Source organism: Anaerozeibacter quisquiliarum, assembly GCF_051162045.1.
In the GTDB taxonomy this organism is placed as follows: domain Bacteria; phylum Bacillota; class Clostridia; order Christensenellales; family Aristaeellaceae; genus Anaerozeibacter; species Anaerozeibacter quisquiliarum.
Genome location: NZ_JBISDI010000004.1, coordinates 99,634 through 113,813 on the forward strand (window position 1 = coordinate 99,634; position 14,180 = coordinate 113,813).

14 protein-coding genes are annotated in these 14,180 nt (G+C 61.7%); 9 read left to right on the plus strand and 5 right to left on the minus strand.

Features of this window, described 5'->3' with window-relative positions:
- Positions 1 to 2 precede the first annotated feature (2 nt).
- The 4 genes from ACH6CV_RS02840 to ACH6CV_RS02855 form a co-directional block, all read right to left on the minus strand.
- Positions 3 to 842: an ABC transporter permease gene (locus tag ACH6CV_RS02840; protein ID WP_456356648.1), complete on the minus strand. Its 840-nt coding sequence runs from the start codon at positions 840 to 842 to the stop codon at positions 3 to 5.
- Positions 843 to 852: 10 nt separating this feature from the next.
- Positions 853 to 1,851, minus strand: coding sequence for an ABC transporter permease (locus ACH6CV_RS02845; RefSeq protein WP_456356649.1), 999 nt, complete (start codon positions 1,849 to 1,851; stop codon positions 853 to 855).
- Between the two features lie 101 nt (positions 1,852 to 1,952).
- Positions 1,953 to 3,821, minus strand: a complete 1,869-nt coding sequence (locus ACH6CV_RS02850) for an ABC transporter substrate-binding protein (RefSeq protein WP_456356650.1) — start codon at positions 3,819 to 3,821, stop codon at positions 1,953 to 1,955.
- An 85-nt stretch (positions 3,822 to 3,906) separates the two neighbouring features.
- The gene (locus tag ACH6CV_RS02855) at positions 3,907 to 4,620 is read right to left on the minus strand and encodes a pseudouridine synthase (RefSeq protein WP_456356651.1); all 714 of its coding nucleotides are present in this window, start codon (positions 4,618 to 4,620) and stop codon (positions 3,907 to 3,909) included.
- 88 nt (positions 4,621 to 4,708) lie between these two features.
- On the opposite strand from ACH6CV_RS02855, the gene ACH6CV_RS02860 reads away from it, so the two are divergent.
- The 5 genes from ACH6CV_RS02860 to ACH6CV_RS02880 all read left to right on the plus strand — a co-directional run bounded on the left by ACH6CV_RS02860 (position 4,709) and on the right by ACH6CV_RS02880 (position 9,672).
- On the plus strand, positions 4,709 to 5,944 hold the full coding sequence (locus tag ACH6CV_RS02860; RefSeq protein ID WP_456356652.1) for a DUF1015 domain-containing protein: 1,236 nt from the start codon (positions 4,709 to 4,711) through the stop codon (positions 5,942 to 5,944).
- Positions 5,945 to 6,183: 239 nt separating this feature from the next.
- On the plus strand, positions 6,184 to 7,353 hold the full coding sequence (locus ACH6CV_RS02865) for a class I SAM-dependent rRNA methyltransferase (protein ID WP_456356653.1): 1,170 nt from the start codon (positions 6,184 to 6,186) through the stop codon (positions 7,351 to 7,353).
- An 18-nt stretch (positions 7,354 to 7,371) separates the two neighbouring features.
- Complete coding sequence (locus ACH6CV_RS02870; protein ID WP_456356680.1) at positions 7,372 to 8,232, plus strand: class I SAM-dependent methyltransferase; 861 nt, start codon at positions 7,372 to 7,374, stop codon at positions 8,230 to 8,232.
- Positions 8,229 to 8,948, plus strand: coding sequence for an RluA family pseudouridine synthase (locus tag ACH6CV_RS02875; RefSeq protein ID WP_456356654.1), 720 nt, complete (start codon positions 8,229 to 8,231; stop codon positions 8,946 to 8,948). Before ACH6CV_RS02870 ends, ACH6CV_RS02875 begins: the two co-directional genes overlap by 4 nt.
- Complete coding sequence (locus ACH6CV_RS02880) at positions 8,935 to 9,672, plus strand: acyl-[acyl-carrier-protein] thioesterase (RefSeq protein WP_456356655.1); 738 nt, start codon at positions 8,935 to 8,937, stop codon at positions 9,670 to 9,672. Before ACH6CV_RS02875 ends, ACH6CV_RS02880 begins: the two co-directional genes overlap by 14 nt.
- Before the next feature lie 236 nt (positions 9,673 to 9,908).
- On the opposite strand, the gene uvsE is transcribed toward ACH6CV_RS02880, so the two are convergent.
- On the minus strand, positions 9,909 to 11,168 hold the full coding sequence (uvsE, locus tag ACH6CV_RS02885) for a UV DNA damage repair endonuclease UvsE (RefSeq protein ID WP_456356656.1): 1,260 nt from the start codon (positions 11,166 to 11,168) through the stop codon (positions 9,909 to 9,911).
- 503 nt (positions 11,169 to 11,671) lie between these two features.
- On the opposite strand from uvsE, the gene ACH6CV_RS02890 reads away from it, so the two are divergent.
- The 4 genes from ACH6CV_RS02890 to ACH6CV_RS02905 all read left to right on the plus strand — a co-directional run bounded on the left by ACH6CV_RS02890 (position 11,672) and on the right by ACH6CV_RS02905 (position 14,139).
- Complete coding sequence (locus ACH6CV_RS02890; RefSeq protein ID WP_456356657.1) at positions 11,672 to 12,367, plus strand: RNA polymerase sigma factor; 696 nt, start codon at positions 11,672 to 11,674, stop codon at positions 12,365 to 12,367.
- Positions 12,368 to 12,377: 10 nt separating this feature from the next.
- Positions 12,378 to 13,076 (plus strand): DUF4367 domain-containing protein, encoded by a 699-nt coding sequence (locus ACH6CV_RS02895; protein ID WP_456356658.1) that lies wholly within the window; start codon positions 12,378 to 12,380, stop codon positions 13,074 to 13,076.
- A gap of 134 nt (positions 13,077 to 13,210) precedes the next feature.
- Positions 13,211 to 13,606, plus strand: coding sequence for a hypothetical protein (locus ACH6CV_RS02900; RefSeq protein ID WP_456356659.1), 396 nt, complete (start codon positions 13,211 to 13,213; stop codon positions 13,604 to 13,606).
- A gap of 134 nt (positions 13,607 to 13,740) precedes the next feature.
- Complete coding sequence (locus ACH6CV_RS02905) at positions 13,741 to 14,139, plus strand: hypothetical protein (RefSeq protein ID WP_456356660.1); 399 nt, start codon at positions 13,741 to 13,743, stop codon at positions 14,137 to 14,139.
- Positions 14,140 to 14,180 lie beyond the last annotated feature (41 nt).

Genomic DNA, 14,180 nt, shown 5'->3' on the forward strand with positions numbered 1-14,180 from the left:
CGCTACACCCTCCCCCGTTTCATCGACATATAGTCGTTGTAGCCCGTAATCAGCAAGAACAGGGCGATGAACAGCAGCGCCGTCGCGACGATCGGCGAGCCGATCCAGAACCACTGCCTGGCCAGGATCGCGTTGCGCTCGCGCGCCCACTGGATCATGTTGCCCAGACTGATTAAGTTGGCGGGGGAAAGGCCCAGCACGGCAAGGCTCGACTCGGATGCAATAGCCGCCAGCGTGGCGTTCATGAAGTTCGACAGCGACCAGGCCAGCGCGAACGGCAGGATCTCCGTCGTCACGACCTGGATCATCCCCTCGCCCGAAAACCAGGCGGTATGGATGAAGTCGCGCTCCCTGAGCGTCAGCGCCATCGAGCGGATCTGGCGGCTGGGCCAGGCCCAGGCGAACATCGACAGCACCAGCGCCATCAGCAAAACCGTGGCACTGCCCTTCATCAGCGAGGTCATCAAAATCAGGATCGGCAGCGACGGAATGACCACAAAGGTGTCGGTGATTACCATCAGCACCCGGTCAAGCGCGCCGCCCGAAAAGCCGGCCACGAGTCCCACGAACACGCCCACCACCGTGCCGATGAGCGCCACGATCAGGCCGATCATCAGCGAGTTGTGGATGGCTTCGATCAGCAGCCACAGGATGTCCTGACCCATGCCCGTCGTGCCCAGCCAGTGCGCCCAGGAAGGCGGCAGCTTGTTCGGATAGGTGTTGTACGCGAACGGGTTTGCGTGGGGCAGGTAGTAGACGACGAACCCGACGAACAGGAAGCAGGCCGTCGCAATCAGCCCCGTCCTCAAGCGGAAATTGGCGTTTCTCCAAAACCTTTTCATGCGATCCCCCTCAGGCGTACCGGATGCGCGGATCGATGAACGGATACACGAGGTCGGCGATCAGCGTAGCCGTGGAGATGGCGACGATCGATATGGTGATGCATCCGAGGATCATATTGTAGTCCGACTGCAGAATCGCCTTTTGGATCAGCGTACCCACGCCCGGATAGCCGAAGATGATCTCGGTCATGATCGAGCCGGAAAATACCCCGCCGAGGCTCATCGCCAGGGCGGTGATCTGCGTCAGAATGGAATTTCGCAGCACATAGCTGCGGGCGATCCTGCCCTCGGGGATGCCGCGATAGCGCGCGTACAGCACGAAATCCTCCTCGCTCGTCGTGCCGGCAAGCGACTTCATCGAGATGATCCACCAGCCCGTGCCCACCAGCAGCAGCGACGCGGCGGGCAGGATCGACGCCTTCAGCAGCGACAAGAGCCACGCCCGCCAGCCGCCGATGGCGATGATGTTGGACTGGAGCGGCAGCCACCCGAGCACAAACGCAAACACGATTTGCAGGACCAGCGCGATCACGAAGTAGGGCACCGGATACAGGCAGATGGCGATGCCCTCGAGGATCTTTGACGAGCACTTGTTCTTGCGGAAGCCCGCGAGCAGGCCGATGACGTTGCCGATGAGCCACGCCACAACCGTCGTGAACAGCGTAAGCACGATCGTGTAGGGCAGGTAGGTTCCGATGATCTCGCCCGCGGGCGTCGGAAAGCTCATCAGCGAGGGGCCGAAGTCGAAGCGGAACAGCCCGTTGCGCAGATACGAGAAGTACTGTTCGGAAAGGCTGCCGTCCAAGCCGAACTGCACGCGCAGCGATTGGCGCAGCGCTTCTTTTTGAATCGGGTCCATCTGGCCCGCGCGCGACTGCATCTGGCCGATCATGTTTTCCACCGGGTCCGACGGAAACATGCGCGGGATGAAGAACACGAATGTCACGCCGATCAGGATCGTGAGCGCCCACGTCAGAATGCGCAACAACAGAAATTTCCGAAAGCTCATAGGCCACACCCCCCTTGCCTCGGGTAATGCATGAGCAGAAGGCGCGCACGTCGCCGTTCGAGGCTCAGGCGCGCCTTCTTACGCTCAGGTCCGATTGACCGTCAGGCGGGGGTGATCTCGGTGGTGATGTACTTGAAGCAGCTCCACCACCACCACGGGCCGTTGTAGGCGTTGGCCGCGGAGGGGTAGTTGGTCCAGACGGTTGAGTTGGTGGGCACGAACTTCACGCCGGAGTGGAAGCCGATGAAAGGCATGTCCGCGATGGCCACCTTCATGAACTCCATGTTCAGCTCGTACGCCTTGGGGTCTTCCGGGCTCAGCCTCGCCAGTTCGTGGATGATCTCGGTGGCGCGCTCGTTGTTCCAGCGGGTGCCCTGGCCGGCGCCGCGCTCGCCCACCGGCTTGATCAGGCTGGCGTCAAAGCCGCTGATCTGGCTGTAGATGTCCTTGGTGATGCCGCCGGTCGGCCAGTAGCCGGCGAGCTCGTACTCGCCGTTGTCGCGGTGGGTGTCCCAGGTCGCGGAGGACTCGGAGGCCAGCGTGCAGTTCAGGCCGAACTTCACCAACTGGTCGTACGCGGCCTTGGTGCCGCGGCCCGCCTGGGCCTCGGCGTCCGCCATATAGGTCATGTTGATCGTGAAGGGCTTGCCCTCGAAGTACCAGCCGTCGTCCTGCTTGACGAGGCCCGCTTTGTGAAGCAGCTTGGCGGCCGCGTCCGGATCGTACTTCCAGCAGCCGATGCCGAACATGTCGATCAGCTCGTCGTCGGTGCCCTGGATGTTCAGCCGCTCGGCCATGCGCTTGGCGTAGCCGTTGTCAAAGGGCTTCACGGTGGTGCCGTCGCCCAGATCCAGCTCGAACGCTTCGACCCACGGCTGAAGCGGCTTGTAGTACAGCTCCTGCATCGCGGAGGTGGCGGTCAGGATCGGGAACGCGCTGGCGCGGCCCGCGCCGTCGAAGATGTTCATCGAGACCTCGTCGAAGTTCATCGCCAGCGCGATGCCCCAGCGGAAGTCGGCGCTGTCGTACGGCGCTCCCCGGCCGATTGAGAACGCGATGCCCTTGCTGCAGGGGTCGTCGGAGGTGGCGTAGGGGAACTTGTCGTACCAGCAGGCGATCTTGTCGTTGGCCGCGGTCATGACGCCCAGGGCCTCGGGCGTGACCTCGCACAGGATGTCGACCTGGTTGGATATCATGGCCATCTGGCGGGTGGTGTCGTCGCCCAGCGCCTTGAACAGGATGTAGGGGGCCTGCGGCATCTTGCCGGTCACGACGCCCACGGTGCTGTTCTGCCAGTCCGTGCGGCGCTCGTACAGAACCCACTTGCCCAGCGGATCGAACGACTTCACCGTGTAGGGGCCGGCCACGACCGGGTGCTCATCCTTGAACTGGGTGGGGTTGTCGAGCTTTGAGTAGATGTGCTCGGGCACGATGCGCAGATCGTTGCCCCAGATCGTCACGCCGAAGCGCATCGACAGGCGGGGGAACGACTCCTTGGTGACGATCTTCACCGTGTAGTCGTCCACCTTGTCGATGGATTCAAACACCTGGTTGTAGTAATTGCTCTGGTTGATGTCCGAGTGTCGCATGATCATGTTCATCGTGAAGGCGACGTCGTCGGCATTGAGGTCCTCGCCGTCGGACCACTTGATGCCCTTGCGAATCCTCACGATGTGCTCGGTAAAGTCGGCGTTCTGTTCCGGGAAGCCTTCGGCCACCTCGCCGAACTGCTCGCCCTTCACGGTGTCCATTTCCCACATCATGGCGCTCATCAGCTGATGAATGCCAAAACCCATCTGGGTGCCCTGCATGTAGGAGTTGAATTGGCCGGGCGTGTCGGTGGGGTTCTGGGTCTCGACGATCAGCGTCTCGCCGCGCGGCGTGCCGACTTCCGTCATCTCGGCCGACGCGAGAGAGCCAAGCGAGAGAGCCAACATCAGTGCCAGGGCTAATGAAAGCAGCTTTTTCATGTGGCGACCTCCTTGCCTATTCTGCCTATACATATGTACAGGAGGTCAACACATATGCCGGATTTTTAGGCCAAATTCGATGAGATCAATCGCCGAGCGCCGCCATCAGCTCCGCCAGTTCGCGCTCGGTCAGGTGCCGCCAGCCGCCGCTCTGCAGGTCGCCCAAATGGATGTTCATGATCCGTACGCGCCTCAGCGAGCGCACGCGGTAGCCGAGCGCCTCGCACATGCGCCGGATCTGCCGGTTCAGGCCCTGCACGAGCACCAGCCTGAAGCTGTTGACCGTGAGCGGCTCGATCTTGCAGGGCAGCGTCACCCGGTCCAAAATGGGTACGCCGTCGGCCATTTTTTGAAGGAATTCAGGCGTCAACGCCTGGTCCACGGCCACGATGTACTCCTTTTCGTGCGCGCCCGCCGCGCGCAGCACCCGGTTGACGATCTCGCCGTCGCTGGTCAGCAGCAAAAGCCCGCTCGAGTCCTTGTCCAGACGCCCGATCGGGAACACGCGCTGCGGGTAGTTCAGGTAATCGACCACGTTCAGCGGCTCGCGCGCATCGGCGGTGCACACGACGCCGACCGGCTTGTTGAGCGCGATGTACACCTTCTCGCTCTCGCCGCCGAGCGGTATGCCGTCTACCAGCACGCGGCTGCCGGGGGCGACCTGGTCGCCCAGCACGCCGACGCGCCCGTCGATCGTCACCCGTTTCTGCTCGATCAGCCGGTCGGCCTCGCGGCGGGAGCAGTAGCCGCTGTCGGCCAGGTATTTGTTCAGCCTTTTTTGCGCAATATTATCATCCATCGCTCGATTTGCCTCGCTTTCGCTGTCGACGCGCTTCCGTTCCCATGATACAATAGGCCCATGAATTGAGCAAGGAGTTCTACGCAAAATGAATGAGCGATTTCGGCAATACGGGCTCGGCGTGCCGCGCATTTTGCTGCCGGGGCCCGAAGTGGACCCGGCCAAATGGGCGGTGGTGGCCTGCGATCAATATACCGCGCAGCCCGAGTGGTGGAAGCAGGCGGAGGCACTCGTCGGCTCAAGCCCCTCGACGCTCAAGCTGATCCACCCGGAATACCGGCTGCGCGAGGGCGAGCCCGACGCGCGCGCGCTGCACGAGGCGATGCGCGACGCGCTGGATCATGCGCTCACCCGCGCGGTAGACGGCTTCGTGCTGGTCGAGCGCGAGACCACGCAAGGCGCGCGGCTGGGGCTGGTGGCAAACGTCGACCTCGAGGCCTACGACTATGCGCCGGACGCGACGCCGCTGATCCGCGCGACCGAGGGCACCGTGGTCGACCGGCTGCCGCCGCGCATGGCGGTCAGGCGAAAAGCGCCGCTCGACCTCACGCACGTGATGCTGCTGGCCGACGACCCCGGCCGCACGCTGATCGAGCCGCTGTACGCGGCGCGCGCGACCCTTGCGCCGCTCTACGACTTCGAACTCATGCAGGGCGGCGGGCGGCTGCGCGGCTGGGCGGTCGGGCCGGAACGGTTTGAACAGCTGCTCGCGGCGCTCGAGGCGCTTCACAAAGCGGCAGACGGCTTCCTGTTCGCGGTGGGCGACGGCAACCACTCGCTGGCCGCGGCGCGCGGCTGCTGGCTTGAGCTGCGCGAGGGACTGAGCGAGGCGGAGCGCGCGAATCACCCGGCGCGCTACGCGCTGGTCGAACTCGTCAACCTGTACGACGAGGCGCTTGCGTTCGAGCCGATCCATCGCGCCGTGTTCGGTGTGGACGGCGCGCGGCTCACCCACGACTTTATCCTCTACTGCCGCGCGCGCGGCATGAGCGTGGTGCCCTGCGAGAGCGAACGCGCGCAGCTGTATATGCTCGACGAACCGCTTGCGATCGAGAACGCGTCAAACCCGCTGGCGGTCGCCATACTGCAGCCCTTCCTGGACGCGTGGCTCAAGGAGCATCCCGAGGCCCGGATCGACTACATCCACGGCGCGGACGTGCTGGAAAGTCTCGCCGCCTGCCGTATCCGGCTGATGCCGATGGACAAGCGCGCGCTGTTCCCGGCGGTCCGCGCGGGCGGCGCGCTGCCGCGCAAGACCTTCTCGATGGGCGAGGCGCGCGACAAGCGGTATTATTTCGAGTGCAGGTCACTCACATCCGGCTGAGGCCGGATGTGAGTGAGAGGGGGAACGGGGGACGGCACCTGAAAATTCTGCGGAGTTTTCCGGGCGGCGCCGGGATCGGGTGAGCATTTCTCAAACGAAATGCCGCCCGCCCCGGCGTACACGCCGGCCGAAGGTCGGCCCCCGCGGTACGATTGAACATGGAGGGCGTAGGCATCCAAACCTCCCGAGCTTTCTTGCCAGCAATTGTTCCAAATTTCTGAGTGCAGGAGTCTTACATCATGGTAAAGGTATATCTGCGTAAGACGCGCGATTCCCGGGTGCGCTCGGGCCATCCCTGGGTATTCCAGTCGGACATCGAGCGCACCGAGGGTGCGTTTGAGCCCGGCGACGTGGCCGAGGTGCGCTCGGCCGCGGGCACGTTTTTGGGTCGCGCGTTCTACAATCCGCTGTCTCAGATCTCGCTGCGCATGCTCTCCCAGCAGGACGAGCCGATCGATGCCGATTTCTTCAAGCGCCGCGTCGAGGCCGCCTGGAACTACCGCAAGCTGCTGTGCGATGTCGGCAGTTGCCGCGCGATCTACGCCGAGAGCGACTTCATCCCGGCGCTGATCGTGGACAAGTTCTCAGACGTGTGCGTGATGCAATCGCTGTCGCTGGGGCTTGAAAAATGGAAGCATACGCTGACCGACATCCTCGTGCAGGTGATCGGGCCGCGCGGCATCTACGAGCGCAACGACGTGCCGGTTCGGCGGCTCGAGGGCATGGAGCTTAAGACCGGGCTGCTCTACGGCGAGGTGCCCGATCAGGTTGAAATGATCGAGAACGGCATCCGGTTCATGGTCGACGTGAAGCAGGGACAGAAGACCGGCTTCTTCCTCGACCAGAAGGAAAACCGCGCCGCGCTGAAACCGTTCTGTCCGGGCGCAAAGGTGCTCGATTGCTTCTGCCACAACGGCTCGTTCGCGCTCAACGCCGCCCGCTACGGCGCGGGGTCGGTGCTGGGCGTCGACATATCCGAGGAAGCGCTCGAGGTCGCGCGGGCTAACGCGCGGCTGAACGGCCTCGACGCCCAGTTCGAGGCGCACAACTGCTTCGACCACCTGCGCGCGCTGACCGAGGCAAAGGAGCAGTTCGACCTGGTCATTTTGGATCCGCCGGCGTTCACCAAGACGCGCGGCGCGGTCGAAGGTGCGCTGCGGGGCTACAAGGAGATCAACCTGCGCGCTCTCAAGCTGGTCAGGCCCGGCGGCTACCTGGTGAGCTGCTCCTGCTCGCAGCACGTGGGCGTCGAGCAATTCGTCCAGATGATTAACCAGGCCGCGCGCGACAGCCGTCGCAAGGTGCGGCTGGTCGAGCTGCGCACGCAGGCCCACGACCACCCGGTTTTGCTGGCCTCACCCGAGACGCAGTACTTGAAATGCGCAATCCTTAAGGTATTTCCGGTTTGAGAGGGGGGATGGAACATGATCTATTGCGCGTCCGATTGGCAAGACTACCGTGTGCTGGACGCGGGCGACGGGGAGAAGCTGGAGGCGTGGCGGGACGTGGTGCTGCGCCGGCCCGACCCGCAGGCCATCTGGCCCAAACAAGCGCCCGATGCATGGGCGCGTGCCGACGCCCACTACCATCGCTCGGCCAGGGGCGGCGGCGAATGGGAATTTTTTAAGAAACTGCCCGATCGTTGGGCGGTTTCCTATAAAGGTTTGAATTTCTACGTGCGCCCGACCGGCTTCAAGCACACCGGGCTGTTCCCCGAGCAGGCGGTCAACTGGGACTGGATGCGCGACCTGATCGCGCGGGCGAATCGCCCGACCCGCGTGCTCAACCTGTTCGGCTACACCGGCGGCGCGACCGTCGCCTGCGCGGCGGCGGGCGCGCACGTGACCCATGTGGACGCCGCCCGCGGCATGGTGCAGTGGGCGGGCGAGAACCGGGCGCTGTCAAACCTGCCCGAATCCGCCGCGCGCTGGATCGTGGACGACGCCTTAAAATTCGTCGCCCGCGAGGCGCGCCGCGGCAATGCTTATCAGGGCATCCTGATGGATCCGCCGTCCTACGGGCGCGGGCCGGGCGGCGAGGTGTGGAAGCTCGAGGACGAGCTGTTCGGCCTGGTCGACGCCTGCCGCGCGCTGCTTTCGCGGGACGCGCTGTTCATGCTGGTCAACAGCTACACCACCGGCCTGCAGCCGGCGGTGCTCAGCAATATGCTGCTGATGACGGTGAAGCGCTCTCACGGCGGGTCCGTCGAGGCGGGCGAGGTGGCGCTGCCGATCGAGTCGGGCGGGGTGCTGCCCTGCGGCGCGTCCGGGCGCTGGACGGGCGCATGACGGCCTCGTTTGCGGCCGGGCGCTACCGCGTGCCGGTGATCTACCTCGACAACCAGCTGCTGGTGGTCGAAAAACCCTGCAACCTGCCGGTGCAGGCCGACGCCTCGCGCGACCCCGACCTCTTAACCGCCGCTAAGCGATACGTCGGCCAGATCTTCGCCAAGCCGGGCGAGGTCTACCTGGGGCTGGTGCACCGGCTCGACCGCCCGGCCGGCGGCGCGATGGTGCTGGCGCGCACCTCGAAGGCCGCCGCGCGGCTGAGCGAGGCGTTCGCAAAGCATGCGGTTGACAAGCGCTACCTGGCCGTGGCGCAAGGCGACCCGGCGAGCGAGGCTCGGCTGATCGATTATCTTTTAAAGGACGAATCGACCGGCATGGTGTCGGTCGTGCCCGAAAGCACGCCCGGCGCGAAACGAGCCGAGCTGATTACCCGGCCGCTGGCAAAGCGGGATGGGCTTTCGCTGCTCGAAATCGAGCTCATGACCGGCCGCGCCCATCAGATACGGGTGCAGCACGCGCACGCCGGCTGGCCGCTGTGGGGCGACGCCCGCTACGGCGGCGGGCGGCCCGGCGAGCAGCTGGCGCTGTGGGCCTATGCGCTGACGCTCAACCATCCGACGCGCAAGGAAGAGATGCGCTTCGCGTCGCCGCCGCCGAAAACCAACGCGTGGGCGCGCTTCGCCGCGGAACTGGAGGCATTTCATGGAAAACCGTAGACCCGCGCTCCCGTCGAGCGTGTATTTTGACGTTGCCGTCAGCGACTGCGACGCGGACGGGCGCCTCAAGCCGTCCGCCCTGCTCACACTGATGCAGGAGCTGGCCGAGGTCAACGCGGCCGGCTTGGGCGCGGGGCGTGTGAAATTGGTCGAGGATGGCATATGCTGGGTGCTGTACCGGCTGCGCTATGCCTTTTCGCTGCTGCCCGCGGTCGGCGACCGGCTGCGCGCCACGACCTGGCCGTCGGGGCTGACGGGGCCGTTTTTCGAGCGCGGTTTCCGCTTCGAGGACACTGCGGGCGCGATGATCGGCGAGGCGATCACCACCTGGGTGCTGTTCGACATCGACAAGCGGCGGGTGCTCAGGCCGAGCGCGCTCAAGACGCCCGTGCCGATCAATGCGGAGCTGAGCTGCTCGCTCGCGCCGCCCGGCGCATTGCGGATGGAAGGCCTGGAACCGGTCGAAAGGCGAACGGTGCGCTACACCGAGCTGGACGTGAACGGCCATATGAACAACGCGCGCTACGCCGACTGGACGCTCGACCTGCTGCGCTCGGGCGGCGAAGCGCGGCCGGTGCGCGGCATGCAGATCAACTTCATCGCCGAGGTCCGTCTGCACGACCAGGTGACGCTCAGCGCGCGCCTTACCGAGGCCGGCGCGCTGATCGAGGGACGCCGGGACGGCGAAGCGCGGGCGATGTTCGAGATCGAGGCGCGGTACTGATACCGCGCCAGCGCATGGCCGACCCTCCCCATGAGCTGAGGGCCGAGCGCTGCGCCGACGCCGTACATGCCGGGACGGGCGTGTACCCGGGGAGCTGTGCGGCGAACCGATTCAGCTCGGCGCGGAGCGCTTCCACCGTGCGGCGCTTTCGGCTTTGCACATAATCCGGGACAGCCCAACGCCTCGCAGAGGTTATCCCAACCGTGGCAAAAGAACGCTGGACGCGGCGTGACAAATCAAATAAAATAGTAGGACTGCAGCAGGTAATCCTCATGACAGGCGTCCGCATGCTTGTAAAGCAGCCGTTTCAGCCTCTCAAGCGGAACCCGCCCCGCCATGTATCCCTTTAAGATACGCTCGAACTCGTCCTTGCTTTTGGCGGACGCAGTTTTTTTGAAGTATCCCCATACATGCATCGCCGCGTTGGCTGCGCCGCCACTGTCAACAGGCCGTTCCAGCGCAGATTGTACCAGATTGTAAAACGCAACGGCCGGATACGCGGTTTTGTCTTTGAGCAGAGAACGAATCTGCTGGTAATGAACCTGTGAGTGTTCAAGCACCGCGTACTTGTAGCGGCTCCATTCGAGCTCAAGTGCGTCGATTCCCGGGTCCTCCGTCAGGCAAAGCATACATTTGATTGCCGATAGATTTTTGTCCTTGACCTCCAGCATGACGTCGAGAGAACGCCCGGCAAGCGGCGCCATATCCTCGATAAAGGTGTCGATTGCGATGGTCCTTGAATGTGCGCCGGGTTTCCCGTTGGCGCTTTGCTGTGAATAGTGGACCTTCTGGCGGCCGTCAGAATGCTTCCAGGTCGATGCGCAGCGATCGACCCACGCCGAATTTCGCAGTTTCTGCGCCGGCGGATTCAAGGCATGGTGCAGGTTATCGAATACGGCCGGAACGCCGATTCGCTGCGCAACCTCCAAAACTTCGGCGATGTTATAAGACCGTTCGTCATTTTCCAATACGAGCCGTCTTTGAACCGCGGGTGACAATCGCTTGAAATTATCAACGAACCTGTTTTGGGCTGCCGTTTTATCCCCATATATGCCGCCCAAGTGCAAAACAATCTTGCTCTTCGCATCCGTCTCCAATCGATCCAGTATCGCGTTATGGTATTCCAGGTCGAGGATTGCGCGATCCACCACATCCCTGTCCGGCGAATTGAGCACCGTATACTGCCCCGGGTGCATTGAAACGCGAAGATCATTGTCGGCGATGAGCGCACCCAAACGGTGGAAGGTCTCCGAAAAAACGATGTGCCACGGGAAAGTGTTTGCCGGGCTAGAGCCAAAAGGCACAAGATCGGAACTGATCCGAAATACCTTGATTTCGGATTTGATGTTGTATTGAATCAGCCTTTCCAAGGCTGAAAGGTTTTCCGCCGTAATGACGCTTACCTTCTCCTGCGTAAGCGTCCGAAGCCTGCAGCTTCTCATCTGGGTTCCGGGTACGGCCAATGCAAGGCACGCGTATCCAACACGAATCGCCAAAGCCAGTCACCTTTCATTTCAATGTTCGCCAAGCCCGGCGCGATCCCCGCCGCCCCCTATCTGTCATCGGTTCCATTCCCGGACGCGCTTGGGCCATATACGCGGTGAATCCTACGGTGGCAGGTACGACAACGAGGCCCTTATCTATAAACGTTTTATCGTCTCGATAAGCCGAGCGGGCCCGAAGCCCCTTCGATCTCTGTGTCCTTATCTCGGCGCTCATGCCATCGGCGGGAGCCGGGTAGGGATGCCCGCGCTCCAATACGCGGTACGGCGCGTCCAAATGATGGGTTACGGCTTTGTCTTTCCCGGTCCAATTCAGCGTCGGCGTGAATGCGCCCCTATCCATATCAAAAATCCAGACGTATTGGGCGGCATTGCCGTTTCCGGCGCCAGAGCGCCCAAGGCCTGTTGCGGCAGGCCCTTCATTCCATCTGTCAAACAAAAGGATCCACCGAAATATTCTCATAAGGAGTATACCGTTTTTCGGCGCGTTCCTCAACATGGAAAAGGCTTGCAAGGCGATATTGTCCGCAGGACCGCAATGGATATTGGGCAGGGGGAGAGAAAAAGGATTGCGGGAGACGGGCACATCGGTTATGATTGGTGCAATATGGGCGGCGAAGCGAGGCCAGCCGATGTTGTCATTTTATCTGAGCCTGATCTCGACGGAATCCGAGCGGGAGTTTGTGGTACGGCTATATCACAAGCTTAAGCGGCGTCTCCTCGGTTATGGGTATAAGCTGTCAGGCGATGTTCCGTGGGCTCAGGACGCGACGCAGCAGGTCTTCCTGGCCATCATCGATAGAATCGAAAAATTTACACAATTGCAGGATGATGAAATTGCCGCATACGGCTTTACCATGATGAAGAACCATTATATTCGATGTAAGCAGCGCAGCCGGAAGGTGGTGGAGCTCGAATTGTTTGAGACGGACGGGGTGGACGGCGCGCCGGAAAGCCCGGTCGAGGAACTGGTATTGGAACGGCTTGCGCATGCGGAGGCAAAGGCCGCGGTCGCGAAGCTCAAGGATAAGCAGCAGCGGGTGATCGCGCTCAAATACGGCCTGCGATGGACCCATGCGGAAATTGCCCGGGATATGGGGATCAGCGAGAGCTATGCCCAGAATCTGCTGGCGGCGGCCATCAAAAACCTGAGGGCCCTGCTCAATGATTGCGAATCGAGCGAAAAAGAGTGAGCGTACGGATATGACGAATGCGTTGGAGGCTCAAAACCTGTCCATACTCGGCGCTTGCGCGCTGGAACTGATCCGCGAGGAAGCGGATCGGGCACTTGGCGACGTGGACTGGACGGCGCTTGAGGACGTCGACCTGGACGCGTGGTTTGAACGCGTGCTCGAGCAACAGCGCGGTGTGAAGCCGCGGCGCAAACGGTCGCTCGCGCACCGCGTTGCGCGCTACGCCGCGGGCATTGTCCTGGCCGTCGCGCTGTCCGCGGCCGTCGTGCTCGCAGTCTACGAGCCCGCCCGGGCGGCGTTGATCCGCTTCCTGATCGAGCGCTTCCCGGAAAACTCCCTGTACTCCATCTCCTACGAGAAAGGCGAGCAGCCGGGCAAGATGGTCCATGTAGCCCCCGCCTACATACCGGAGGGGTTCGTGCTTCAAGATTCAACGGTCCTCGCAGAAGTAACCGATGCGTACTGGTTAAACCCCGAAACGCAGCAGTTCATCAGTTACTATCAATCCAACGGCGAATCGCCGCTGATGCTGGATACAGAAGACGCTTCTGTGCGGAGCGCTCCGATCCATGGCACGAACGCGGAGGTCATCGAGAAGGGCAACACCACGGCCATCCAGTTCTTCCACGGCGATATGTGTTTTGCGATCTATACGGATCTCCCATACGACGAATGCCTGAAGATCGCCGAGAGCATTCCAATCCCATAGGCATCTTTCCCGTAAAACAGGCAGGGCCGCGCGCCCTGCCTGTTTTAATATACAATTAACAGGAAACAGTGTGATGAAACGCTGAGAAAAGACTTTCCTATGGTGAAGGCACAAATTGGAAGGGAGACAAACAAATGGATAAAATCATCAAGCGAGCGCTGTGCATGGTGATGATGCTCGCAATGTCGCAGGTTTTCACGGTTGCCCTTGCGGAGGAATACACGCCGTTCAACACGAACATAAGCTTGTTCGCCGCGAATTTAACCGTGGCATCGAACGGCACGGCGACCGTTTCCGGCAGCGTTAAGGCCAGCAGTGCTTCTTATTCCATCAGCGCGACCTTGTCGGTCTTGCAGTACAAAAATGGCAAGTGGGCCACCTACAAGTCCTGGCCAACAGAATCGGGGAAATTCTCTCTGAAACAAACGGAGACCTGTTCGCTCGCCTCCGGCTACAAGTACAAGGCCAAGTACAACGCCAACGTCCAGGGAGAAAAACGCAGCGCGTACAGCGCGGAAAAATCGCGGTAGCGATTCGCCCAGCGCGGAATTTCGCAAGGGTGGGTTGAGAAAACGGCGGAGGGAGGCGATTGGCGTATGCGCGGGAAGTGGCCGGTTACCTTTGTGCTGCTTGCAAGCTGGATGACAATAAGGAGGCGTTTTGCATGAAAAAGCTTCGGGTGTTTCCTGTCGTTATGTCGCTCGTTCTATTACTATTTTCGGCGGTGACCGCATACGCACAGAAGTTCGGAACGAGCCCCAATATCGCAACCAATGATCACCCTGATATCTTTACATACAAAGGGTATGTTCAGGTGAGGCCTAATGCAATCCAAAAAGGTAAGCATGCCGCCTCTGGGTATATCAGATATCAAGGAGGATCATCCGGTGACACAGGGCGGTTGTACACGATCGGCAGTGGCTATGGTTGTTCGGATCCTAGTTACTATAAACGATCGAAGGAGTATAAAGATACCTTGAACCCAATCGCGCCAAAGACGACGTTCAACTATGGTTTTACATGGATAACGCACGAGACGACGAAACCTGAACGCTGGCCGTAAACCGGAATCATGCAAAGATTGGCGCAGTACCCCTTGCGCCA